The following is a 25,789-nucleotide window of genomic DNA, read 5'->3' as shown; positions in this document are numbered from 1 at the left end:
TTCTTTGCAGCAGAGAGGGAGACCGATGGATCAACACAAAATCAAGAACATCGTCATCGTGGGCGGCGGCACCGCCGGCTGGATGACGGCGGCCGCGCTGGCCAAAACATTGAAGGGCCAGTACAACATCAAGCTGGTGGAGTCGGACCAGATCGCCACTATCGGCGTCGGCGAGGCCACCATCCCGATGATCAACCTGTTCAACCGGCTGCTGGGCCTGGACGAGGATGAGTTCATGCGCCAGACCCAGGGCACCTTTAAGCTGGGCATCGAATTCGTCAACTGGGGCCAGATCGGGGACCGTTATTACCACGGCTTTGGCGTCATCGGCCAGGAGGCGTGGAGCATCGATTTCTACCAGTACTGGCTGAAGCAGTACCTGGCCGGCAAGGCGCCGCCGCTGGACCACTACGCGCTGAACAACGTCGCCAGCATGCACAACAAGTTCATGCGGGCGCGCAGCGACATTCCGAATTCGCCGGTCAACACCATCGTGCACGCCTACCAGTTCGACGCCAGCCTGTACGCCAAATTCCTGCGCAACTACAGCGAGCAGCGCGACGTGCAGCGCATCGAGGGCAAGATCAGCGACGTGCAGCTGCGCGACGCCGATGGCCACATCAGCGCCGTGGTACTGGACGATGGCCGCAAGATCGAAGGCGATTTGTTCATCGACTGTTCCGGCTTCCGTGGCCTGCTGATCGACGGCGCGCTGCACACGCCGTACGAGGACTGGTCGCACTGGCTGCCGTGCGATACCGCGATTGCCGTGCCGTGCGCCAGCGCGCCGGAATTGACGCCATACACGCGCGCCACCGCGCACAGCGCCGGCTGGCAGTGGCGCATTCCGCTGCAGCACCGCATCGGCAATGGTCACGTCTTCTCCAGCAAATTCATGAGCGCCGACGAGGCGACCGCCATCCTGATGAACAATCTGGATGGCGAAGCGCTGGCCGAGCCGCGCACGGTGCGCTTCCGCACCGGCAAGCGCACCAAGGCGTGGAACAAGAACTGCGTGTCGATCGGACTGTCGTGCGGCTTCATCGAGCCGCTGGAATCGACCAGCATCCATTTGATACAGACCGCGATCGCGCATCTGATCACGCACTTCCCGTCGGCCGGTTTCGAGGCGGCCGACATCCGCGAATTCAACCGCCTGATGGACGATGAATACATCTGGGCGCGCGACTTCGTGATCCTGCATTACAAGGCCACCGAGCGCACTGACAGCCGGTTCTGGAACTACTGCCGTCAGATGGAAGTGCCGGCGCGCCTGCAGCACAAGATCGATCTGTTCCTGACTAACGGCCGCGTGTTCCGCGAAGGGATGGAGCTGTTCACCAAAAATAACTGGATACAGGTGATGCACGGCCAGCGCATGCGGCCCAAGTCCTACCATCCGCTGGTGGACCTGACCAGCGAGGAAGAGATCAAAGGCTTCCTGGACGAAGTAGAAACCGTGGTCGCCAACTGCGCCAACGCGATGCCGACCCACGCCGAATTTATCGCCGCCACCTGTGCGGCTAAACGCTGAGAGAGGAGATATCCAATGAAAAAAATCGTACGTCTTGCCCTGATCACCGCCATGGCCGCCGCCTTTGCCGGCTGCGCCACCACCGGTCCGCGCACCGCCATGCTGACTTACGACAGCAAACCGGCCGGCGCCACCATCTATGAAGGCGGCAAGTCGCTGGGCGTGGCGCCGGTCAGCCGCACCTATGAATTTGCCGACGGCGTCAACACCATCGCCACGCCGGAAGTGACGGCGGTGTGGACCAGCGGTGCCAAGAACACCTACTGGACCAACCTGCCGGTGCGCGCCGACCTGAACGCCACCATCGATCGTCCGGCCGGCGTGCCGGGGCTGGACAAGGATCTGGCTGCGGCCGGCCCGATCATGGAAGAACGCGCGCGCGAAGCGCAGCGGCTGAAGGAAGACAACCAGCGCACCATGGCGCGCGACTCGGCGCGCTGCCGCGACCAGATGCAGAAGGGCAGCGTGGCAGCGGCCGACTGCTAAGCTATAGCCGGCCGACCTCGATCACCGCATCGGCAAACGCGCGCGGCGCCTCCTGCGGCAGGTTGTGGCCGATGCCGCCGCTGATGGTCTCGTGCTTGTACTTGCCGGTGAAGCGCTGGGCGTAGGCGGCCGGTTCCGGATGTGGCGCGCCGTTGGCGTCGCCCTCCATGGTGATGGTGGGCACGCTGATCGGCGGCGCGGTCGCCAGCTTGGCCTCCAGCGCGTCGTACTTGGCTTCACCGCGCTCCAAACCCATGCGCCAGCGGTAGTTGTAGATGGTGACGGCGACGTGGTCCGGATTATCCAGCGCCGCCGCGCTGCGGTCGTAGGTGGCGTCATCGAAGCGCCATTTCGGCGACGCCGTCTGCCAGATCAACTTGGCGAAATCATGATGGTTCTTTTCGTAGCCCAGGCGTCCGCGTTCGGTGGCGAAATAGAACTGATACCACCATTGCAGCTCGGCCGCCGGCGGCAAGGGCTGCTTGCCAGCCTGCTGACTGCCGATCAGATAACCGCTGACCGACACCAGACCATTCACCCGCTGCGGCCACAGCGCCGCCACGATATCGGCGGTGCGCGCGCCCCAGTCGTAGCCGGCCAGCGTAGCCTTGTCGATCTTCAGCGCATCCATCAAATCCACGATATCGCGCGCCAGCGCGGCCGGCTGACCGTTGCGCAGCGCGTGCGGATCAAGGAAGCGGGTAGTGCCATAGCCGCGCAGATAGGGCACGATGACGCGGTAGCCGGCCTTGGTCAGCATCGGCACCACATCGATGTAGCTATAGATATCGTAGGGCCAGCCGTGCAGCAGAATCACCACCGGGCCATTGGCCGGGCCTTCATCCACATAACCGACATTCAGCGCGCCAGCGTTGATTTGCTTGATAGTCTGGAAGGTAGCCGGCGCCGCATGCGCCGTAGTGAAGGCCGCTGCCGCCAGCAAAAGAATCGAAGTTTTCTTCATCTGCGTTCTCCTTGAAAAGGTGAGCAGATTGTAGAAGCCGCGCAGCCAGAATGCGCTACTCTAAAGAGGTAAATCCGGGGTCAATCCTCCCAATCCAACACGAGCTCTGCTGTAGGCGTCGCCTACAGCAGAGCTCGTGTTGGATTGGGAGGATTGACCCCGGGTTTGGGGTTACTTCTTCTCGGCGGCGGCGAAGGCGGTGTTTTGCTGGTCCAGCCAGACTTTCAGTGGGGCGAAGTATTCGAGCAGGGCGTTGCCGTCGATTTTGTCTTCGCCGGAGATGGCTTTCAGCGCTTCCGGCCACGGTTTGCTGGTACCCAGCGCGAGCATCTGCTGCAGCTTGGCGCCGGCTTTGGCGTTGCCGTAGATTGAGCAGCGGTTCAGCGGGCCGCTATAGCCAGCTTCACGGCACAGCGCGCGGTGGAACTGGAATTGCAGCATGTCGGCCAGGAAGTAGCGCGAATAGGCGACATCGGCGGCAACGTGGTATTTGGCGCCGGCGTCGAAGCCTTTGATGTCGTCGCCCGCTACTGGACGCTTCATGCCCATGTATTGCTCGCGCAGCTGCCACCAGCGCTTGTCGTAGTCGGCCGGTTTGGTTTTGCCGGCGTAGACGTCCCAACGCCATTTGTCGACCGAGTAGGCGAATGGCAGGATGGCGACTTTGCTCAGCGCGCGCTGCAGCAGTTGCGGGATGTCGGCGGTGACGTCGGGTTCTTCGTTCATCAGGCCGATCTGCTTCAGGTAGGCCGGTGTGATCGACAGCGCGATGGTGTCGCCGATGGCTTCGTGGAAGCCGTCGTTGGCGCCGTTGCGGAACAGGTAGGGCTGGCCGCCGTAGCCGAGGAAGTAGTAGACGTGGCCCAGTTCATGGTGGATCACGGTGAAGTCTTCCGCCGTCGGCGTGATGCACATCTTGATGCGGACGTCGTCCTTTTCGTCGATCGGCCAGGCCGAGGCGTGGCACACCACGTCGCGGTCGCGCGGCTTGGTCAGCAGCGAGCGTTCCCAGAACGTGGCCGGCAGTTTCTGCATGCCGAGCGAGGTGTAGAAGCCTTCGGCATACTTGGTCATCTGCTTGGCGTCGGTCTTGCGATCTTCCAGTACCTTGGTCAGGTCATAGCTGCTGGCGCCGGTGGCGGGTTTCAGCAGCGGGTACAGGTTGTTCCAGCTCTGGCTCCACATATTGCCGAACAGGTGGGATGGAATCGGGCTGTCCAGCGGCACCACGTCCGGGCCGTAGGTGGCGCGCAGCTTGTAGCGGGTGTAGGTCAGCAGCGAGTCATACAGTGGCTTGACTTGCTGCCACAGGCGTTCCATTTCGGCGGCAAACGCTTCCGGCGGCATGTCGTATTGCGAACGCCACAGCGCGCCGGTGTCGGCAAAGCCCATCTGGCGCGCGCCTTTGTTGGACAGCGCGACGTAGTCGACGTATTTCTGTTTGTAGTCCTGCGCCTGGGCGTGCCAGCCGACCCACATCTCTTTGAGTTTGGCTTCGTCGCGGCTGGTGGCCAGCACTTTTTCCATTTCGCCCAGCGCCATGCAGCTGTCCGGCGTCGGGCAGTATTTGGCTTTGCCGTAGGCGCCGTTCAGCGCGGCCTGCAGCGCGGCGTATTGTTCGCGTTCCTTGGGATCGGCGAACACCAGGGTTTGCTGCAGCAGGTTGATCTTGCGCGCCGATGCCGGCGACAGTTTCAGACCGTTGTAGCGGCGCGCGCCGATCGCGGCTTCGCCGGAGGCGGTCAGGTAACGCTCGGCAAAGTAGGATGAAATCGCCTCGGTGTCGTCGGTGATGAAGTTGGAGCCGACCCACGCCGCGCGCGACTGCTCGTTATTCAGTTTGTTGAGTTTAGCCTCGGTGTCGGCCAGGAAGCGTTCGGCTTCGGCGACGGTGGGCTTGGCGGCGGGGGCGGCCAGCGCGGTGGCGCTGGCGGCTGTCATGGCGGTAGCCGCCAGCAGCGTGCTGATAATTTTTGGTGTCACAGACATCTCCCTGTTGGACGAGTGGGCCATCGCACCGGTTGGTGCGATAGCCCACTATGATACAGGGCGTTTTTGCGTCGTGGACAACAAGATCAGTACGCTGCACAAAAACGGCATGCTACAGATCTCAGGCGGCGGATGAGGCGCTGAGGGTGCCGGCCTGGTGCGCCAGCCGCTCGCTGCTCTTTTGCAGATAGGCGCGCATCTGGCCGCTGATCTGCTGCGCTTCCGCCAGCAGGTGGTCGTCGGCGGTTTCCGGCAGATGGTCGGTGTTGGTGTTGATTAGCTCACTGCGGTAGATGTCGGTAAACTTCTTGTACGTCAGCCGGAACGACCACGCGTCGGTGAGGAAGTTGAACACGTCGGCGCACTGGCTCTTCAGTGATTTGTAGCTGACCACCAGGTAGCGGTCTTCCGGCAGCGTGTGCAGCGCTTTCAGGATCATGCGGTTGTAGACGATCCACGCGGTCAGATAGCGGTCGTAGTATTTGGCGCGGTGCTTGCGGAAGCGGATCGAGCGGTAGAAGTGATTCCACACCAGCCGCACCGGCCAGCTGCGGGCCTGGTACTTGTCGTCGATGTAGCTGAAGTCGCGCTTCAGCAGCGACTGCACCACCTCGCGATAATCGCGCTGCAGCACCAGGTAGCGCGCCTGCGGCAGTAGCTCGGTATAGGTGCTGAGGAACAGACAGGTGCGCGGTTCCTTCCAGCCCCATTGCTGGTAGCGCGCATTCTTGACCGAGATGATGGCCTTCATCTTGGCCGTTTCGTAGCGGCTGGGGATCAGGTCGAACGGCGCGAACAGGCCGGATGGATCGGCGCCCTTGTCGGCCAGGATCTCCTCGTGGATCTTGAGGAATTCCAGGTCTTCGAAATGGCCTTCGACATTGCCCTTGCCGGCGTCCAGCAGACTCTCGCCCACTTGCAGGCCGCAGTTGTGCAGCCAGTTGGTCACCAGCGAGGTGCCCGAGCGGTGCATGCCGGTGATGACCAGCGTGGTGTTATCCAAGACGTGCCCTCCGGCGCTTGGCCACCGCCATCTGGCTCAGCACGTAGTCGCAGATGCGGGTGGTGCAATCGTCGATGCTGTCGTGCTGGGTGTTGAAATACAGATCAGGCTCGGCGGGTGCTTCGAAGGGATCGCTGACGCCGGTCAGGCCATGCAGCTTGTCGGGCGCATCGTCCGGCAGGCTGGCGCGGCGATACAGACCTTTGGTGTCGCGGCGTTTCAGCTCGTCCAGCGCGCAATCGATGTGCACTACTTTGACGTTGGGATACGACTGTACCAGCTCGTTGCGCACGTCTTCGTACGGACTGATGGCGCTGATGATGGAGACGATTCCGTGTGCGGCAAAACGGTCTGCCACAAAGCCGAGACGGCGCAGGTTTTCACTGCGATCGCGGCGCGAAAAACCGAGATCGGTACACAGGCGTTCGCGATAAGTATCGCCATCGATGATTTCGACTGGAACAACAGCGCGACTCAGGCGGGCTTTTACGCTATGGGCGAGAGTCGATTTGCCGGCACCAGACAGGCCGCAAAAGAGCAAGATCATGATATCCCTTGGTGAGTGGAGAAGGGACGCCGCCGAAGCTTTGGGGCGACAGGAGATTTCGATGACGAGCTTAGCAGCGGGCAGGGGACATCCAGCCGACAATTACCGCTGGATACAGTTTCTACAGTAAGGGATACGTGCTTAAAGAAGCAGAAACATAAACCCTACAAAATGAAGGTTTATGTTAAGTTTTGCAAAGCAGTGTGATACCACGTTCATGCTAGGAGGGAGTGTTATCTTAACGCACATTCATGCGCGTGTCCCTTACCAGTTGTTAATGTGTTGCAGATTGTTGCGGTTGCCATTGCGGATCGAAGCGGCCTTCGGCCAGCAGTGTGCTGCCGGTCGCGGCGTCGCGGGTGATCGCCAGCAGCGCCTGGTAGATGGCGTCGAATTCCGGCTGGCGATCATGCTGCCAGCGGCTGAGGTCGATGCGCTGGCCGGACGCCAGCTGCGCCACGATGCGCGGCCTGGCCGCGCCCGGCAGGCCGGGCTGCGTGCTGGAGCTAGCCGCGCGCAGCTGGTCGGCCGACAGCAGCTGCCACAGCGTCCGCACGCGCGCTGGCGGCAGCGCCAGCCGGTAGCGCTGTTCGTGCAATTCGGCCGTGCCGGACGGATGTGTCACCAGCTGGCAATAGCCGCTGCCGTCGGCGGACAGATACAGGATCTGTCCACCGTACAGTGGATGCACATCGCGCAGCGTGATCGCGCTGACCTGATCCACGCTGGCCAGCACGGGCAAGGGCAGCGCCAGCAGCAGCAACATCATCCGCCTACGTTTTTCGCTTCGTCGCATATAGTCCTAACATCGCCAGGCCCAGGCTCATCATCAGCAGCTCGGACGGTTCCGGCACCGACGTCAGTATGATGCTGGAGTCCGGATTAAGCTCTTTCATGTAATCGTAATACTGCTGATAGTAGCGCGCGTACATGGTCGGATTGGCGTTGAGCGCACCCAGTCCCATCAAGCCGTCATTGGATAACGTGGGATTCGGATATTGGTTGACGGCGCCGCCGATGTATTCATCGTACAGTCCCATCATGTGACCCACTTCGTGCGCGTTGACGCTGGCGCCATCGCCCACATACCAGTTGAGCATGTCCGAGCGGCCGGCGCCGGCATGCACTTGCACGTTCTGGTTGAACGGGCCGTCGGTGGTGACGTCCACCAGGATCGGAATCAGCTTGCCGGTGGCGTTGTCCTTGATAGCGTACTTGTTGTCCCAGATCCCTTCGACACCGGCTTCCACCTTTTTGATGTAGTCGCTTTTTTGCGTGTCGCTGTAGTTCAGGTCCGCGTCGAACGAGAACTTGATCTGGATGTCTTTGACCATCTTGTCGCCGTCAAAGCTGCGGGTGTAGCTGTAGTTCCAGCTGTAAGGACCGAAGGGGCCGGAGTTGCCGGCATTGTCCTTCAGATTGGCGTCGCCGTAGGCGGGCGTGGTGCGGCTGCCGCTGACGTTTTGGCTGCCGGTGGTGAGTGCCGCGGAGGCGGTGCTGGCGAGTGCCCAGGTTATTGCTATTACCGAGAATCTGCTTATAGTTTTCATTACAGCTCTCCCCTAGTTGTTGTTATCCCCTATTTATCTGCTAGGGGTGTAAGTAACATAGGATATGAAAGTGACCGCGTCAAGGAAGCCTGGACGCGGTCACTGGAGGGCTGTTGCGCGCGAATTACAGCGCGATATCGACGCTGCGATTGGCCTGATCGCTGGCCGGCATTTGCACCGTCAGCAGCCGTGTCGCCTGGTCCCATGCGAACACCGCGACCTTGCCATCAACCCGCACCGACGATGGTGCCGCGCCGACGTTATGCACGCTGAGCGCGATGCCGCGTTCGGGGCGCTGGTACTGCTTGCCGACTTCCGATGCTACCCGCAGCGACAGCGTCTTGTCCCGCAGCGTGCTGGTGAAGCGCAGCAGTTCGTACTTGCCTTGTTCGTAGGCTTGCGCGGTGAGACCATCGTCGTCATACAGCTTGCCGCTGCCTGCTTGGACCGAGGCGTCGTGCCAGTAGTGCAGTTCGATCTGACGGGTGTTGTAGTCGCGCGTGGTCTGCACCACTTTGCTCATCGGGATGAAGGCACCGGCGCGCACGTACACCGGCACGTGATCGGCGCTCAGCGCGATGGCGCGGGTGGTGCCGGTAGTGCCGCCACTTTGCTTTTCGCCGGTGTAGAAATCGAACCAGGCGCTGTTGGCGGGGAAGTAGACGTCGGCGCTGGCCTGGCCCGGATGCAGCACCGGCGTGACCAGGAAGTCCTTGCCCCACAAGTAGGTCGACGACATCGCGCGCACTTTGGCGTTGCGCGGTTCCTCGTACAGCATGGGGCGCATCAGCGGCAAGCCTTGCTGGTTGTTGTCGAAGCCCAGCGTGTAGTTGTAGGGCAGCAGGCGATAGCGCAGGCGGATCGCCTCGCGCGCCAGCGCCTTGGTGTGCTCTTCGCGGTACACCGGTTCCGATGGCACTTCCTCCTGCGCGTGCGGGCGGAACACCGGTTGGAACACGCCGTACTGCAACCAGCGCTGGTACAGCTCATCGTCCAGCACCGGATTGGCGAAGCCGCCCAGGTCCGAGTGCATATAGCCCACGCCCTGCATGCCCATTTGCAGCGAGATCTCTGGCTGCGACTGCAATCCATCCCAGCCGCGATTGACGTCGCCCGACCACGGGATGATGCCGTAGCGTTGCGTGCCCGAGTAACCGGAACGCATCAGGATGAACGGTCGCTCATTCGGGAAGTCGCGCTGGTAGCCATCCGCCACCAGACCGGCCCATTGGTGGCCGTAGATGTTGTGCACTTGGTCCGCGCTGCCGGTGGCATGCCGCACATCGGTCGGATGATATTCCGGCTCGCCCAGATCGCCCCACACGCCGGCCACGCCTTGCGCGTGCAGGCCTTTGTAGATGCCCCACAACCAGTCCTTGCCCTGCTGGCTGAAGATGTCGATCAAGCCGGTGTGGCCGAAGTAAAAGTCGTAGGTGCGCGGCTGGCCGTCGGGGCCGAGCGCCAGCACCTTGTTGTCGACCGCTTCCCGCCAGCGGCTGGAGGTGTTCAGCACAAACGGTTCGGTGATGACTACCGTCTGCACACCCTTGTCCTTGAAGTCGGCGATCATGCGTTCTGGCTGCGGGAAATTATCCTTGTCCCAGGCCAGGTTGCCCATGGTGCCCTTGATCTCTTTGCCGAACCAGAACAGGTCGAACACGATCGCATCCAGGGGGATGTCTTCCGCGATGAATTTGGCGACCGTGTCGCGCGCCTCCTGCTCGTCGTGATAGCCGAAGCGCATGGCGAAATTGCCGAAGGCCCAGCGCGGCGGCAGCGGTTGTTTGCCGGTCAGGCTGGTGTAGTTGCCGACCACGTCTTCCCAGCTGTCGCCGGCGATCACCTGATAGGTCTTGCGGCCGCCGATGGCCTCATAGGTCAGCGCGTTGTTCTTGCCGCTGTCGAAATCGAGATAGCCGGTTTGCGGGTTATCGAAGTGGATCGCATACATTTTCGACGACATCGCGACCGGCATGGTGTAGCCCATCAGCTCCGAATGCTCGCCGTAGCCATAGTGCGCCTTGTTATACAGCGTGAAGCGGTAGCCGCGCCGGTTCATGCCGACCGCGCGCTCGCCTGCACCGTACAGCGCCTCGTCCTTGTCCAGCGCGAACTCGATGGCCTCCAGCTGACGCGGCTCGCCCTTGTGGATATCCTTGCTGCCCTTGACCACATCGTCGGTGACGTGGATGTAACCGCGCTTTTCCGCCACCAGCGGCTTGCCCTTGTAGGCATAAGCGATACAGAAAGGCGATTTGGTGATGGTGACTTTGATGCCAGCTGTGGCATATTCGATGCTGCCGCCTTTTTGCTTCAGCGTGGTCTTGACGGCGGCCGGCAGCAGCACCACCGCGTGCGATGCCGGATCGGCGCTTTCGCCCTGCGGCACGAAGCTGGTTTCAATGATGGCGGCGGAGTAGGGCTTGATGAAGTAGCTGCCGTCGCTGGTGCGCACTTCCAGCTGGCCATCGCGTTCGGCGACGCTGGTGAACTTGCGGTCGGCGTTTTGCGCCAGTGCCGCCTGGCTGGCCAGCAGCGTCAACGTGGCTACTTTGGCAAGGGTTTGAATAGTCATAGTGGTTGCAGTCTCGTTGATCGTCTTGGATTTTGTTGTTTGGCTACATTTGACACCATAGATAGCGCCGTGAATAGCCATTTTCCCTTTATTTTACTGGGAAGTAGTTGCGATTGACATGCATAGGGTCGCGTGTTATTTTGCTACAAATTTTAAAACTCGGGACGCGCAGCATGCACTCATCCAGCAACAAGCCCATACTGTCGTTCTGGCAGCTGTGGAATATGAGCCTTGGCTTCTTTGGCATTCAATTCGGTTTTGCGCTGCAAAATGCCAACGTCAGCCGCATTTTCTCGACGCTGGGCGCCAATCCCGACGATCTCCCCTTATTCTGGCTGGCGCCACCGGTGACCGGTTTGCTGGTGCAGCCGATCATCGGCTACATGAGCGACCGTACCTGGCATCCGATGTGGGGCCGCCGCCGCCCGTTCTTCTTTGTTGGCGCCTTGCTGGCGTCGATCGCCTTGTTCCTGATGCCGAATTCCAGCGCCTTGTGGATGGCCGCGATTGTTCTGTGGCTGCTGGATGGCGCCATCAACGTGTCGATGGAGCCGTTCCGCGCCTTCGTCGGCGACAAGCTGGGACCGAAGCAGCAAACCGCCGGCTTTGCGATGCAGACCTTCTTCATCGGTTGGGGCGCGGTGATCGCCTCGCTGCTGCCGACCATCTTTACCCATATGGGTGTGAGCAACGTGCCGGTGGCCGGCGAGATTCCCGACACCGTGCGTTACTCCTTCTACGCCGGCGGCGCGATCTACTTCCTGGCCGTGCTGTGGACCGTGCTGACCGCGAAGGAAGCGCCGCCGGACGACCTGGCAGCCTTCCGCGCCGAGCAGCAAAACAGCAAGGGTGTGGGCCACGCGCTGGCCGAGATTCTGGGCGGCTTCGGCAAAATGCCGAAGACCATGATGCAGCTGGCGGTGGTGCAGTTCTTCACCTGGATCGGGCTGTTCGCGATGTGGATCTACACCACCAACGCGATTGGCGAAAACGTGTTCGGCACCACCGACGCGCAATCGGCCGCGTTCCAGGAGGCCGGCAACCACGTCGGCGTGATGTTCGCGGTGTACAGCGGCGTGTCGGCGCTGGCGGCGTTCATTCTGCCGGTGTTTGCGCACCATACCAGCCGCAAGACCGTGCACATGAGCTGCCTGGTGATCGGTGGCGTCAGCCTGTTCAGCATCTACACGATTCACGATCTGAATGCGCTGTTCTATCCGATGATCGGCATCGGCATCGCCTGGGCCTCGATTCTGACCATGCCGTACGCGATCCTGGCCGGAGCGCTGCCCGCCAACCGCATGGGCTACTACATGGGCGTGTTCAACTTCTTTATCGTGATCCCGCAAATCGTCAGCGGCCTGCTGCTGGGCTTTGTGACCAAGCACTGGTTTGAAGGCCACACCGTTAAAACCCTGATGCTGGGTGGCGTGTGCATGGTGGTGGCCGGTGTGCTGACGCTTGCGGTACGCGACGAGGCGACGCCGGTATGATGTAATATTGTTCGCGAGACAAGTACTGTGCGACGAAAATTTGCCGAAACAGGTAAAACCGTCGCAAACCACAGTCACCATTTATGCGGAGCGAACATGAGCATCACCACGGTCAGCACTACCCCTTTTTCCGGCCAGCGGCCGGGCACTTCCGGCCTGCGCAAGAAAGTCACAGTATTTCAGCAGGCGCACTACCTCGAAAACTTTGTGCAAAGCGTGTTCGATACGCTGGGCGATTGCAGCGGCAAGACGCTGGTGGTGGGCGGCGATGGCCGCTTCCACAACCGGGTCGCGGTGCAGACCATCCTGCGCATGGCCGCCGCGCATGGCTTTGCGCGCGTGCTGGTGGGACAGGGCGGCATCCTTTCCACGCCGGCGGTCAGCTGCGTGATCCGCAAGCATGATGCGCTGGGTGGCATCGTGCTGTCGGCCAGCCATAATCCGGGCGGACCGGATGGCGACTTCGGCATCAAGTACAACATCGCCAACGGCGGCCCGGCACCGGAGAGCGTGACCGAGGCGATTTACCAGCGTACCGAAAGCATTCGCGAGTACCGCATCAGCGACGCCGCCGATATCGACCTCAATCGCATCGGTGCTTACCGTATTGAAGCGATGGCGGTGGAAGTCATCGATTCGGTCGCCGACTACGCGGAACTGATGCAGCAGCTGTTCGACTTCGACGCCATCCGCAAACTGTTCGCGGGCGGCTTCCGCATGTGCTTTGACGGCATGTCGGCGGTCTCCGGGCCGTACGCCAAGGCCATCATCGAAGGCCAGTTGGGGGCGCCGGCAGGCACCGTTATCAACGCCGAGCCACTGGAGGATTTCGGCGGCCATCATCCGGACCCGAACCCGGTCAACGCCGCGCAGCTGATCGAACTGATGGCCGCCGAGAACGCGCCGGACTTTGGTGCCGCCTCCGACGGCGACGGTGACCGCAATATGATCGTCGGCCGCAATTTCCAGGTCACGCCATCCGACAGCCTGGCGGTGCTGGCCGCGCACGCGACGCTGGCGCCGGGCTATCGCGCCGGCCTGAAAGGCATCGCCCGCTCGATGCCAACCTCGCAGGCGGCCGACCGCGTGGCCGAAGCGCTGGGCATCCCTTGCTTTGAAACCCCGACCGGCTGGAAATTCTTCGGCAACCTGCTGGACGCCGGCAAGGCCACGCTGTGCGGCGAAGAGAGCTACGGCACCGGCTCGGATCACATCCGCGAAAAAGATGGCCTGTGGGCGGTGCTGTTCTGGCTTAACCTGCTGGCGGCCAGCGGCAAATCGGTGGAGCAGCTGGTGAGCGAACATTGGGCGCGCTTCGGCCGCAACTACTACTCGCGTCACGACTACGAGGGAGTGGACGCCAAGGGTGCGAATGAGCTGATGGCGTCGTTGCGCATCAAGCTGGCCACGCTGCCGGGACAGGATCTGGGCCACTACGTGGTGGCGCTGGCCGACGACTTTGAATATACCGATCCGGTGGACGGTTCGGTATCGAAGCAGCAGGGCGTGCGCATCGTCATGAGCAATGGCTCGCGCATCGTGTTCCGTCTGTCCGGCACCGGTACCGAGGGCGCAACGCTGCGGGTCTACCTGGAGCGTTACGAAGCCGATCCGGCCCACCACCATCTGCCGACGCAGCAGGCACTGTATCCGCTGATCCTGATCGCCGAGCAGGTGGCGGGCATCGCCGGCTGGACCGGCCGCGCCCACCCCACCGTCATCACCTAAACCAACCATAAGGACGACAGCATGAAATTGACGACACTCGCATTCACCCTCGCCGCGGCGCTGGGCACGGCCACGGCGGCGCCGGTGGCGCCGGCCAAACCCAAGCCCTTCCTGTGGGAGAACGCGACCGTCTATTTCGTGCTGCCGGACCGCTTCAGCAACGCCTTCACCGGCAACGACCTGGCCTACGACCGCCAGAAAGACGCGGCGCCACTGCGCGGCTTCATGGGCGGCGACCTGGCCGGCATCATCAACAAAATCAACGACGGCTACTTCGACAGCCTGGGCGTGACCGCGCTGTGGATCACGCCACCGGTGGAACAGATCCACGCCGGCACCGACGAAGGCACCGGCAAATCGTATGGCTTCCACGGCTACTGGGCTTCCGACTTCACCGCCGTCGACGCCAATCTCGGCACCGAAAACGACTTCCGCAACCTGGTCGACGCCGCGCACGCGCACGGCATCCGCGTGCTGCTGGACGTGGTGATGAACCACACCGGCCCGGTGACCGACATCGACCCGGTCTGGCCCAGCGACTGGGTGCGCACCGCGCCGCAATGCACCTACAAGGACGCCAAGACCACCATCGAATGCACGCTGGTGAAAAACCTGCCCGACTTCCTGACCGAGAGCGACAAACCGGTGGAACTGCCGGAGCGGTTGATGGGAAAATGGCAGCGCGAAGGGCGCTTCGAACAGGAGACCAAGAGCCTGAACGAATTCTTCGCCCGCACCGGTTATCCGCGCGCGCCGCGCTACTACCTGATCAAATGGCACACCGACTGGATCCGCAAATACGGCGTCGACGGCTTCCGTGCCGACACCGTCAAACACGTCGAAGCCAAAGTATGGAAAGAGCTACTGAAAGAAGCCTCACTGGCGTTCGAAGACTGGAAAAAAGCCAATCCGGACAAAAAGCTGGGCGACGACAAATTCTACGCAACGGCGGAAGTCTACAACTACAAACTGGCCGATGGCCTGTACCACGACCTGGGCGGCGGGCAGAGCGTCAACTACTACCAGGCCGGCTTCAACAGCCTGATCAATTTCGGCCTGGTGCAGGACGCCACACAGAATTACGAAACCCTGTTCAGCAGCTACTCGAACGCCATGCACGGCGGCCGCTTGAACGGCTACTCGGTGCTGAACTATCTGGACTCGCACGACGACGGCGCGCCGTTCGACGCCTCGCGCAAGAAACCGATCGAAAGCGCCAACAAACTGCTGCTGGCGCCGGGCGCCGCGCAGATCTACTACGGCGACGAAACCGCGCGCAAACTCGACATCGCCGAAGCCACCGGCGACGCCAAACTGCGCTCCTTCATGAACTGGGACGAACTGGAACAGAACGTCGCCCGCGACGGCTACAAAGTCGCCGACGTACGCGCACACTGGGCCAAGCTGGGACAATTCCGCAAAGCCCACGTCGCGGTCGGCGCGGGCGTGCACCAGCAACTGCAGGCGCAGCCTTACATCTTCAAGCGCACCTACGACAAAGACGGTGTACGTGACAAAGTCGTGGTCGCCCTGGACCTGCCAACCAACAAAGCCACCGCCATCAAACTGCACGGCGTATTCGCCAACGGCCAGCGCGTCAAAGACTACTACAGCGGCAAAACCGCCATCGTACGCGGCGACAGCGTCAACTTCGGCACCAAAAACGCCGTCGTCCTGATCGGCCAGGACTAAACCCCCACCGCCTCCCCCGGAATCCCCCGAGCCCAACTCCGGGGTCAGGTCCATCATTTCTACACGAGCTCAGCCTTAGCGAGTCACTAAGGCTGAGCTCGTGTAGAAATGATGGACCTGACCCCGGGTTTAAGAAAGTTTGCAATTAATAATGATTCTCATTTATTATGTTAAACTTTCTTAATTTTGTTGGGTGCTTATGTCGTTTCATGTTCGCAGTGCCGTGCCGGCGCGGTTGTTGTTTGCCGGTTTGATTTCTACTTCGCCGCTGGCGCTTGCGGCGGATGTCGCTGCCGATGCGGATGCCGATCAGGCTTTGCCGCAGGTGACGGTGTCCGGCGACCGCAGTGCCGGTTTGTACAATCCCACTCACGCCAGCGGCGCCACCCGCACCGATGCGCCGTTGATGGAAGTGCCGCAGGCGGTACGGGTGATGACGGCGCAGCAGATCGAGGATATCGGCGCGCTGCGTCTGGCCGATACCATTGCTTATGTTAGCGGTATCTCTCGCCTGAACGATTTCGGCGGCACCTGGGATAACTTCTCCATTCGTGGTTTCAGCAGCACCGATATGGGTTTCCTGGTCAATGGCTTTCCCGGTTCGCGTGGCTATAATCCGCCGCGCGATACCGCGACGGTGGAGCAGTTCGAGTTCCTGAAAGGCCCGGCGTCGGCGGTGTATGGCAGCAGTGAGCCGGGCGGCACTATCAATATCGTCACCAAGAAGCCGAAGTTCACGACGCACAATGTGGCGGAGCTGAGCCTCAGCGATCAGGGGCTGCGTCGCGCTACGCTGGACAGCACCGGCGCCTTGAGCAGCAACGTGGCTTATCGCGTCAATCTGATGTCGGAGGAGGGCGAGACGCGTTCGCCGCTGCTGCACAACAAGCGCCACTTGATCGCGCCGGCGCTGACCTGGGTGATCGACGGCGCCACCACGCTGAATTACGAAGCGGAGTTCCTGCGCGCCGATACGCCGCTGGACCGTGGCGTCATCAATGTGCGCGGCGTACTGGGTACGCTGCCGCGCGACCTGCTGCTGAACGAGCCGTCCGACGGCAATATGGTCCTGACCAGTAACACCCATCAGCTGACGCTGGACCGCGTGCTGTCCGATCACTGGCGCGCGCGCTTCGGCGCCAGCTACAAGGAGAGCACCTTTGAGGGTTACTACACCGAGGCGACTTCGCTGGCCACGGATAACCGCACGCTGAATCGCCAATACACCTGGCGCACGCTGCCCTCGCGCGATGCGTCGATTCAGGCTGAGTTGCACGGCAAGCTGGAGGTCGCCGGCATGGCGCACGAGCTGCTGTTCGGCGCCGAGGCATCCAGTCTGTTCATGAATATGGAGATTCTGCGTTCGGCCAATACCACACTGGATATTTACAATCCGGTGTATGGCACCATCGTCAAGCCGGCACTGACTTCGCGCACCACCAGTTCGGACGAGCAGCAGCGCGTGAAAGCGCTGTTCGCGCAGGATCAGATCAGCCTTTCGCCGCAGTGGAAGCTGCTGGGCGGCCTGCGTTTCGATCAGTATGACCAGCATGTGGTGAACCGCGTCGCCAAGACTGACGTGTCGCAGCAGCAGAACGCGCTGTCGCCGCGCGCTGGTCTGACTTATCTGCCGAATGCGTGGAGTTCGTGGTATGTCTCGGCGGGCAAATCCTTCCGTGGCAACAGCGGCACCGATATCAGCGGCAAGGCGTTCGACCCGCAACATTCGACCGCGTATGAAGCCGGCGTCAAACTGCAAACGCGCGACGAGCGTTTGGGCGCCAACTTCGCGGTGTTCGACATCACCAAAACCAATGTGCTGACTTCCAGCGACGCGCCAGGCTACTCGGTGGCGGCGGGTGAGGTGAAGAGCAGCGGCTTTGAGGCCGACAGCTTCGGTCAGATCGACGACAACTGGCGCGTGACGGCCAATCTGGCGTGGATCGATGCGCGCGTCAGCAAGGACAAGACGCTGGCGGTGGGCACGCGCTTGATGAACGTGGCGAAGACCAGCGGTGGCGTGCTGCTGATCCGCGAGGCGGCGCTGGAAGGCGGCGGACGCTGGGGCGTGGGCGGTGGCGCGAATTATGTCGGCAACCGCTCGGGTAATACCGCCGACACCTATTCGCTGCCGGCTTACACCACCGCCAAGCTGCTGGGCTTCTGGCAGATCAACAAGACCATGCGCGTTTCGCTGGACGTGAATAATCTGTTCAACCGCCAGTACTACAGCAACTCGTGGGGCAATCTGTATGTGGTGCCGGGGGCGGAGCGCAGCATCGCCACCCGATTGAAGGTCTATCTATAAACGGCGGCGCAGGCCAATCAGCAGCAGGCCGGCACCGAGCAGCAGCCAGGCCGCCGGTTCCGGCACGGCGCTGATGGTGGCGTAGGCGCCGTCCGCGCTGACGATGCTGGCGCTGCCCGGCTGCAGCGCGATGGTGACGATGTCACCGCTGCTGCCCAGGTAGTACAGGCCCGCATCCAGCAGTGCGATCGACAGTGTGGTGCCGGCGCCGCTGCTGGCGCCGCTGCTGGCGCTGTTGTTGATGCTGATGTCGAACGACAGCGTGCCGCCGAAGTGTGTCCATTGCCCATACTCGTTCCATGCGCCGCTGTTGGCGATGCTCAGCACCGAGTGGATGTCGCCGGAGGTGTCGCCCAGCGCAAAACTGCTCGCGGTGTAATCCCCCGAGAAGTTGGACAATTGTGTCTGCACCGGCGCGGCATTGCTCAAGCCTAGTAGCAGGAAATCCAGATAGCCATCCGTGCCGGCCAGCGCGCTGGTGTCGATAGTGACGTGGTATACCTCGGCCGCCATCACCGGCGCCGCGCCGCATACCAGGGATAGCGTCAGCAGCAGGCGCGCCGTCAGTTTATTCAACATACTCATTACCGCTCCTTACAGTTTGCCGGCGATCAGTTTGGGCAGATAGCCCACGCTGACGCGATTGGGATTGCTGAAGATGGTGCTTACGCTTGCGCTTTGCCCCGGCGCCAGCGAGGCGACCGACAGTTGCAGCGTTGGCGCACCGCCTTGCGTGCCACTCTGGTTGTCCAGTGTGACACCGTCGCTCAGGTAGTCGGCGCGGAACAGCAGCGTGCCGCTGATGATGGCGTTCGATGTATTGGTGAAGGTGACCGTGCCCTTGGTCTTTTGCGTGCTGCGATCCACGGTCAGGCCGGACTGCACGATCTTCACGCTGGCGGTGACGTCGGTGTACAGCGTGATCGGCGTGCTGCCTTCAAACGCGCCCAGATCCGGCGCGGTGCCGCTGTAGGCCAGGCCCAGGTTGACGCCTTTGTCGATCAAGTCGCTGCCGGTCACCAGGTGCAGCGATGGCAGCACTGGCAGGCTGCCGTCCGGCAGGCGTGGCGCATCCCAGCCGTCGGTCGATACGCTCTGGAAGTCGGCAGCCGTTACGCTGACCGGCAGATTCCAGCTGTTGTAGGCCGCGTCGGCACCGGCCACGTTGGCCACCGGTGTGTTTTCGAACGCGAGGTTGTTGCGCAGGGTGCCCAGTGATACGGCGGCGTTGGCGGTGTCGATGCCGAGCGCGTTGAAGCCGATGCCGTTGGCGATGCTGGTGTTGTTGTAGAACTGATTCGCCACCGGATGGTGGTTGGCATAGAAGCCATTGACCTTGTTCTTGAACGCGACCGAGAAGCGCACGGTATGGATAGGCGCGTCGGCCTGATAGACGCCGCTGTAGCCGCCGATCTTGAAGCCGTTGCCGTTACCGGCCGGGATGGCGGTGGTGGTGCCGGGGTAGTAGCCATGCAGCCAGGCCCACGAGTTCTCGATCAGCACCGGCGAGTAGGCGTTGATGAGGTCAAAGCCGTCGTCGGTGTTGGCCCAGGCGCGGCAGCCGCGAAACACATTGCCAGGATTGTTGGCTTTGATGTGGGCGCCGAAACCGTCGGCGTTCTGGCCGGCGCCGGATTTGCTGTATGGGTCGTAGTTGTGGTGCGAGTCGACATTCAGCACCAGGTTGTAGCTGCCGTTGGACAGGAAGAAGCCCGGCCCCATGTTGTGGTGCAGGTTGAGCGCTTCGAAGGTGTTATAGCTGCCCTTGACCCAGATACCCCACGATTCATTGTTCAGCAGATTGCCCGGCTGCTGCGGCGCGCCTTTCAGTTCCAGCCCTTTCAGGTGCAGGTAGCTGGCCTGGACGTTGAAGCCCTTGACGCGGCAGTTGTCCTTGATGGCGGTGAAGTCGAATACCGGCGTTTCGCCCGGATAGGCCCAGTAGCGGATCGGATTATTTTGCGTGCCGCTCTTGTCCAGCGTGACCGCGTTGACCACGTCGGTCTGGCTGGCGCAGGCGGCCAGCGAGGCGGTGTAGACGTAGTCGCCGCCACGGAAGTAGACGGTGTCGCCGGGAGCGGCGGCGGTCTGCGCTCTGGTGATGGACTTCCACGGCGCGGCCACTGTGCCGGCGGCGCCATCATCGCCGGTGGGGGAGACATAGTACGTCGCTGCGTGCGCGCCAGTTGTCAGCGCGAGCGCCGTCAACGCGGCGCCGATGTGCCACTTGTTCATGTTTGCTCCTGTAGGTGTCCTGGAATGCGATGGACTGTAAAGGAGCCTTAGTTGTCAGACAACGAAGTAATTCGCGCTTGGATATGCCCGGATGTTATTTGGTCGACAAGGAGTAAGGCGCGTCGTCCGGCGCGCTGCCGCGTTGACGATTGGGTTGTGCGCGCATGTCGAAGTCGAGCACCGCGCCTTGCGTCAGCGCGGCGTGATCGAGCCAGTTGTGCTGATACGGCTTGCCGTTGACCTTGAGCGTGTTGATGTAGCGGCGCTGGTCGCTGTTGGCCGGGGCGTTGATGACGATCTGTTTGCCGTTCTCCAGCGTCAGCGTGGCTTTCTTGAACAGCGGCGCGCCCAGCACGTATTGCGGCACCGCCGGCGTGACGGGATAGAAGCCCAGCGCGGAGAACACGTACCAGGCCGAGGTCTGGCCGTTGTCCTCGTCGCCGCAGTAGCCGTCCGGCGTCGGCCTGTACAGGCGGTTCATGGTTTCGCGTGCCCAGTACTGGGTTTTCCACGGCGCGCCGGCATAACCGTAAAGGTAGATCATGTGCTGGATCGGCTGGTTGCCGTGCGCGTACTGGCCCATGTTCGCGATCTGCATTTCGCGGATTTCGTGGATCACTTCTCCGTAGTAGCTTTCGTCAAACGTCGGCGGCAGCGTGAAGACTTGATCGAGCTTGTTGACGAAGGCATCGCGTCCGCCCATCAGCTGCATCAGGCCGTGCACGTCCTGGAACACCGACCAGGTGTAGTGCCAGCTATTCCCTTCGGTGAAAGCGTCGCCCCATTTGAAGGGATTGAACGGCGACTGGAATTTACCGTCCTGATTTTTGCCGCGCATGAGACCTGTCTCGGGATCGAACAGATTTTTGTAGTTCATGGCGCGCTGCTTGTAGATGGCGATTTCGGACTCTGGCTTGCCGAGTGCTTTACCCAACTGCCAGATGGCGAAATCGTCGTAAGCATATTCCAGCGTGCGCGCGGCGTTTTCGTTGATCTTGACGTCGTAGGGGACATAGCCTAATTCGTTGTAGTACTTGACGCCTTTGCGGCCGACGGCATCCATCGGCCCTTCGTTGTCGGCACCGTGCTTGAGCGCCTGCCACAGTGTTTCGATGTCGTAGCCGCGCAAGCCTTTGAGGTAGGCTTCCGCCACCACTGACGCGGAGTTATTCCCGATCATGACATTGGCCAGGCCGGGGCTGGACCATTCGGGCAGCCAGCCGCCTTCCTTGTAGTCGTTGACCAGGCCCGCCTGCATCTCGCGATTGACCGATGGGTACATCAGGTTCAGGAAGGGATACAGCGCGCGGAAGGTGTCCCAGAAACCGGTGCCGGCGTACATATAGCCGGGCAGGATCTGGCCGTTGTAGGGACTCCAGTGGACGATCTGGTTTTGCGCGTCGATCTCGTACAGTTTGTTCGGGAAGAACAGCATGCGGTACAAGCTGGAATAGAAGGTGCGGGTCTGTTCTTCGCTGCCGCCTTCAACGCTGATGCGGCTCAGCGTTTTGTTCCAGACGTCCTTGCCCTTTTGCGCGGTGGTGTCGAAACTGTCGTTGGCCAGTTCGCGCTGCAGATTCAGCTCCGCCTGCGCCTCGCTGATGAAGGAGGAGGCCACGCGCATGCCGATCTTTTCGCCCTTGCTGGTCTTGAAGCCGACGATGGCGCCGCTATGGTTGCTGGCCAGTTCAGTCACGCCTTCCACCAGCTTGTCGCCGCTCCAGATCTGCGCCGAGGTGAAGGGCTTGTCGAAGTAGATGACGAAGTAGTTCTTGAAATTCTTAGGCAGCGGTCCGCGTGCATAGCGAGTGCTGTAGCCGACGATCTTGCGCTGCTCGGGCAGTAGCTTGATGTAGGAGCCTTTGTCGTAAGCGTCCACCACCACGTAGGCGTCGTCGGTCTTGGGCCAGGTGAAGCGGAACTGGGCGGCGCGTTCGGTGGGGGCGATTTCGGTGGTGACGTCGGCGTCGGCCAGGTAGACGCTGTAGTAATAGGGCTTGGCTACTTCGGCTTTGTGCGAGAACCAGCTGGCGCGATCGTCCTGCGTGAAGCGTGGCTTGCCGGTCACCGGCATGATGGCGAACTGGCCGTAGTCATTCATCCACGGCGAGGGCTGGTGCGTTTGCTTGAAGCCGCGGATTTTGTCGGCGTCGTAGGTATAGGCCCAGCCGTTGCCCATCTTGCCGGTTTGCGGCGTCCAGAAGTTCATCCCCCACGGCAGGGCGATGGTCGGGTAGGTGTTGCCGTTCGAGAGTTCGGGCTTGCTGGCGGTGCCCATTAGTGGGTTGATCCATTCAACTGGATCGATGATGGGGGCGGCGTTGGCGCCTAGAGCGAACAGCAGGACGGGCAGGGCGAATGCATGCAGTTTCATGTGCGGACGTGGTGGCGGCTGACGACAGTGCAGTGTAGCAGCGGCGCGCGCCCACTTGCGCGGAATGCGCGTGTTTAGTGGTCGGCGCTAAACACGCGTTACTGTGCGGTGATGGTGACGCTGGACGGTGCGCTATCGAGCTGGCCGTCGTTGACGATCAGCGTGGCGACGTAGGCGCCGGGGACGTCGGCAAAGAAGGTGGGCGTGGCGACGTGATAGTTTAGCAGGGCGGCACTGCTGCCGGCCGGCGCGCTGAGTGTCCACGAATATTTGATGATGTCCTGGTCCGCATCCGTGCCGCTGCCGGACAGCTTGATCGAAGTGCCGGCGGCGACGGTTTGCGCCGGGCCGGCATTCGCCACCGGCGCGTGGTTGGCCTGTGGCGAGTAGTTACCGCCGCCACAGGCGCTCAGCATCAGCAGGATCAGGATGGATGGTATTCGCATCCATTAATTTTGTACGAAAACGACCGCGCTGCGTGGCGGGATGGTGAAGGTTCCGCTGGATTTGTCGTACTTGGCTTGCAGGGCCACGCGTTTGTCCGCTGCGGTCATGCTGGTGTGGACAGGATGCAGCGTGTAGTTGTGGTTCTTCTCTTCCGCCACCGTGATCTGTTGCGCGGTCTTGTCGACGTTAATCAGATAGGTGATGGACTTGAAGCGCGCACCGGCGTAACCGCTGCCGTCGATGTGGACGGCGATCACGGTCGATACCTGCTGTGGACCGGTATTGAAGAAACGCAGGCGCTGCTTGATGTCCTGTGCGCTGCGCAGGCGGAACAGTGTGCTGCTGGAGCGGATCGCCAGCAGATCGCGGAAGGCGTCGCGCGCGTAGGCGATGTCCGCCGGCGTGGGCTTGATGGCCGGGTTGCGCAGAATGGGCTTGAGCAGCGCGTAGTCCTTGCCGTTGTCGGCGGCCGGCGGTAGGCCGGTGCCGAAGTAGTTATCCTGGTAGCTCCAGTCGAGACGATTGAACCAGTCGCCCGATTCGAAGCTGTTACGGTCCATGGATTTGGAGCGCAGGATGTCGAAGCCGGCGTGGAAGTAAGCCACGCCCTGGCTGAAGGCGTTGATGGCGGCGCCCAGCATCTGTACCTGTGCGCGGTCGCGCGCGGTGGTGGCTTGCGGCAGCTTGAAGGCGTTGATGTCGTACAGCGTCTGATTGTCATGGTTCTCGACGTAGTTGACGGTTTCACCCGGCTCGCTGGCGTAACCTGCCGGTTGGTCGCCGCCGTAGACGATGTCCTGCAGCGCGACGGTGCGTCCATCGGCGGTGGTCAGCGGGTAGCTGCGGATGGTGCCGGCCAGGCCGACCTTAATCATGTCTGCGGCGTGCAGAAGTTCTTGCGGCGCGTGTTGCCCCGCTTGCTCGTTGGCGTCGTAGACCAGGCCATTGATATAGCCCTGGCGGGAGATCAGCTGTTCGCCGCTGTCGCCAGCGCCGCCGCCACGCACGGCGTCGCGGCCGCGGTCGCTGAAGGTGCCGATGCCGCTGCCGTTCAGCGACAGCTGCGAGGCTTGCACGAAGCGGGCGCCGTTGGCCACTTCACCGAAGTTCCAGCCTTCGCCGATCAGGTTGACGTGTTTGCCGGCGGCTTGGTCGGCCCGGGCCTGTACCTGCTCCATCACCGCGCGCGGCTGGTGGCCCATCAGATCGAAGCGGAAGGAATCGATCTTGTATTGTTTGGCCCACAGCGCGACCGAGTCCACCATCAACTTGCCCATCATGAGGTTTTCGGTGGCGGTGTTGTCGCAGCAGGTGGAGGTTTCGATCGCGCCCTTGGCGTTCAGGCGGTGGTAGTAGCCGGGGACCACGCGGTCCAGCACCGACTTCTCGTTCTGGCCGGCGATGAAGGTGTGGTTGTAGACCACGTCCATGCCGACGCGCAGGCCTGCCTTGTGCAGCGCCTGCACCATCTGGCGGAATTCGACGATGCGTTTGGCGCCATCGGCGGGATCGGTGCTGTAGCTGCCTTCCGGCGCGTTGTAGTGGTAAGGGTCGTAGCCCCAGTTGTAGCAGTCCTGCGCTTTGACGCGGGTGACGGCGGCTTGCTGCTCATCGCCATCCGGCGCATCGGCGGGAATCTGTGGCACTACGCAGCCTTGCTCCGGCACGCTGCCGATGTCGTACACCGGCAGCAGGTGGATGTCGGTCATGCCGGCTTTGGCCAGCGCCGTCAAGTGCTTCATGCCGTTGGAATTGGCCTCGGTGAAGGCGGTGTACTTGCCGCGATTGGCCTCGCTGACCGTGCTGTCGTTGATCGAGAAGTCGCGCACGTGCAGTTCGTAGACCGTCATATCGGTTTGCGCGTGCACGGTGTTGGGCGACTTGGTCTGGTTCCAGCCGGCGGGCTTCAGCTTTGCCGCGCCGAGATCAGTGATGTAGCTGCGTTTCGAATCCGTGGTCAGGCTGATGGAATAAGGATCGGTGACGAGATTGCGCACCAGGCCCGCGCCCGGTGCCACCACGTCGACCAGGTATTGGTAGTACTGGCCATCGCTGCCGGCATGGGCGGACCAGATGCCGGTGGCATCATCGCGCGTCATTGGGGTGATGGCGGCGGCTTTGCCGGTGCCGCTTGCGTAGGTGCAGACAGCCACGTTCTGCGCGGTCGGCGCCCACAGTTTGAATGCGGCGTTGCGCGCGGAGACTACGACACCGAGATCCTCGGCCTTGGCGGCGGAGGCGTAGAGATCATCCAGCGCGCCGGCGATTTGCAGCGCGGTGGCATCGCGCACGGTGCCGTCGTCGGCTTCCTGCACCAGCAGCACCTGCTGCGTCAGCAGCTTGGCGACACGCGCTTGATCCGCGACCGTTAGCACCGCACCGGCGCCAATAAACTTGAAGCGCTGCGCCAGCGCGGCGGGCAGGGCGCCATCGAAGCGCGACAGCGAAATGGCGCCATCAGCACCGGTAACGCGCGCACCTGGCGTGGCCTGCAGTTGCGCGTTGGCGGAGTAGTATAGTTTGAAGACGCCGCCGGCAGCGGCGCCCGGCCACTGAATCCGTTGACGATCGAGCCAATAAGCACGCGCATCGGCACTGGCGGCCGCTGGCGACAACACGGTAGCAAAGCCGCCATCGCAATCCGCCAGCGACGGCGCGGCAGACGCCGCCAAACAAGTCAGCGCCAGCGCGCCTCCCACACCAGCCACGATTGCGCGCTTACCTGCCATATTCTGTCTCCCAAACCGTCGATATTTAGTAGTGCAGTTACAAAATCTGCACATTAACCCTGAATTTTGCGGTTATGGTACTCCAGAATCTGTAGTTTTGATACTTTCTGTAGCGTGCTCAGTCAGCCAGACCAA

At 61.8% G+C, this 25,789-nt stretch carries 18 protein-coding genes; 6 read left to right on the top strand and 12 right to left on the bottom strand.

The features are described from left to right. The first annotated feature begins 25 nt into the window (after nt 1-25). The gene (locus GJ699_RS20090; protein WP_154379542.1) at nt 26-1,534 is read left to right on the top strand and encodes a tryptophan halogenase family protein; all 1,509 of its coding nucleotides are present in this window, start codon (nt 26-28) and stop codon (nt 1,532-1,534) included. A gap of 15 nt (nt 1,535-1,549) precedes the next feature. Beyond that, nucleotides 1,550-2,020 (top strand): hypothetical protein, encoded by a 471-nt coding sequence (locus GJ699_RS20085; protein ID WP_154379540.1) that lies wholly within the window; start codon nt 1,550-1,552, stop codon nt 2,018-2,020. Between the two features lies 1 nt (nt 2,021). Here GJ699_RS20085 and GJ699_RS20080 read toward each other — a convergent pair whose 3' ends face one another. From GJ699_RS20080 to GJ699_RS20050, 7 genes are all read right to left on the bottom strand, one after another. Next, complete coding sequence (locus tag GJ699_RS20080; RefSeq protein WP_154379538.1) at nt 2,022-2,984, bottom strand: alpha/beta fold hydrolase; 963 nt, start codon at nt 2,982-2,984, stop codon at nt 2,022-2,024. A gap of 171 nt (nt 2,985-3,155) precedes the next feature. Beyond that, entirely contained in the window at nt 3,156-4,973 is a 1,818-nt protein-coding gene (locus GJ699_RS20075; protein WP_154379536.1) for a M2 family metallopeptidase, read from the bottom strand. 121 nt (nt 4,974-5,094) lie between these two features. Next, nucleotides 5,095-5,976, bottom strand: a complete 882-nt coding sequence (locus GJ699_RS20070) for a sulfotransferase family protein (protein ID WP_154379534.1) — start codon at nt 5,974-5,976, stop codon at nt 5,095-5,097. Continuing rightward, nucleotides 5,969-6,523, bottom strand: a complete 555-nt coding sequence (gene cysC, locus GJ699_RS20065; RefSeq protein ID WP_154379532.1) for an adenylyl-sulfate kinase — start codon at nt 6,521-6,523, stop codon at nt 5,969-5,971. Before cysC ends, GJ699_RS20070 begins: the two co-directional genes overlap by 8 nt. A gap of 274 nt (nt 6,524-6,797) precedes the next feature. After that, entirely contained in the window at nt 6,798-7,292 is a 495-nt protein-coding gene (locus GJ699_RS20060; RefSeq protein WP_154379530.1) for a hypothetical protein, read from the bottom strand. A gap of 4 nt (nt 7,293-7,296) precedes the next feature. Next, a complete protein-coding gene (locus tag GJ699_RS20055; RefSeq protein WP_154379528.1) occupies nt 7,297-8,073 on the bottom strand; it encodes a PEP-CTERM sorting domain-containing protein in 777 nt (258 codons plus the stop codon). 124 nt (nt 8,074-8,197) lie between these two features. After that, nucleotides 8,198-10,648 carry a TIM-barrel domain-containing protein gene (locus GJ699_RS20050; protein WP_154379526.1) on the bottom strand — a complete coding sequence of 817 codons (2,451 nt, stop codon included), beginning with the start codon at nt 10,646-10,648 and terminating at the stop codon, nt 8,198-8,200. Between the two features lie 173 nt (nt 10,649-10,821). Here GJ699_RS20050 and GJ699_RS20045 point away from each other — a divergent pair, with 173 nt between their 5' ends. The 4 genes from GJ699_RS20045 to GJ699_RS20030 all read left to right on the top strand — a co-directional run bounded on the left by GJ699_RS20045 (nt 10,822) and on the right by GJ699_RS20030 (nt 17,869). After that, nucleotides 10,822-12,141, top strand: a complete 1,320-nt coding sequence (locus GJ699_RS20045) for an MFS transporter (protein ID WP_154379524.1) — start codon at nt 10,822-10,824, stop codon at nt 12,139-12,141. Between the two features lie 96 nt (nt 12,142-12,237). Further along, nucleotides 12,238-13,869, top strand: a complete 1,632-nt coding sequence (locus GJ699_RS20040; RefSeq protein WP_154379522.1) for an alpha-D-glucose phosphate-specific phosphoglucomutase — start codon at nt 12,238-12,240, stop codon at nt 13,867-13,869. Between the two features lie 21 nt (nt 13,870-13,890). Then, nucleotides 13,891-15,561, top strand: coding sequence for an alpha-amylase family glycosyl hydrolase (locus GJ699_RS20035; RefSeq protein ID WP_154379520.1), 1,671 nt, complete (start codon nt 13,891-13,893; stop codon nt 15,559-15,561). A gap of 199 nt (nt 15,562-15,760) precedes the next feature. Continuing rightward, nucleotides 15,761-17,869: a TonB-dependent siderophore receptor gene (locus GJ699_RS20030; protein WP_154379518.1), complete on the top strand. Its 2,109-nt coding sequence runs from the start codon at nt 15,761-15,763 to the stop codon at nt 17,867-17,869. On the opposite strand, the gene GJ699_RS20025 is transcribed toward GJ699_RS20030, so the two are convergent. From GJ699_RS20025 to pulA, 5 genes are all read right to left on the bottom strand, one after another. Further along, on the bottom strand, nt 17,864-18,454 hold the full coding sequence (locus GJ699_RS20025) for an NF038129 family PEP-CTERM protein (RefSeq protein WP_154379516.1): 591 nt from the start codon (nt 18,452-18,454) through the stop codon (nt 17,864-17,866). The genes GJ699_RS20030 and GJ699_RS20025 overlap by 6 nt on opposite strands. 9 nt (nt 18,455-18,463) lie before the next feature. Continuing rightward, a complete protein-coding gene (locus GJ699_RS20020; protein ID WP_154379514.1) occupies nt 18,464-20,104 on the bottom strand; it encodes a right-handed parallel beta-helix repeat-containing protein in 1,641 nt (546 codons plus the stop codon). A 94-nt stretch (nt 20,105-20,198) separates the two neighbouring features. Further along, nucleotides 20,199-22,478, bottom strand: coding sequence for a GH92 family glycosyl hydrolase (locus GJ699_RS20015; RefSeq protein ID WP_154379512.1), 2,280 nt, complete (start codon nt 22,476-22,478; stop codon nt 20,199-20,201). A gap of 98 nt (nt 22,479-22,576) precedes the next feature. Continuing rightward, nucleotides 22,577-22,924 (bottom strand): PKD domain-containing protein, encoded by a 348-nt coding sequence (locus GJ699_RS20010; RefSeq protein ID WP_154379510.1) that lies wholly within the window; start codon nt 22,922-22,924, stop codon nt 22,577-22,579. Nucleotides 22,925-22,927: 3 nt separating this feature from the next. Then, complete coding sequence (gene pulA / locus GJ699_RS20005) at nt 22,928-25,654, bottom strand: pullulanase-type alpha-1,6-glucosidase (protein ID WP_154379508.1); 2,727 nt, start codon at nt 25,652-25,654, stop codon at nt 22,928-22,930. Between the last annotated feature and the right edge of the window lie 135 nt (nt 25,655-25,789).

This window comes from Duganella guangzhouensis (genome assembly GCF_009674535.1).
Classification (GTDB): domain Bacteria; phylum Pseudomonadota; class Gammaproteobacteria; order Burkholderiales; family Burkholderiaceae_D; genus Rugamonas; species Rugamonas guangzhouensis.
Note: the sequence above shows the minus strand (reverse complement) of the source record. Positions and strands in the feature narration are given on the sequence as shown.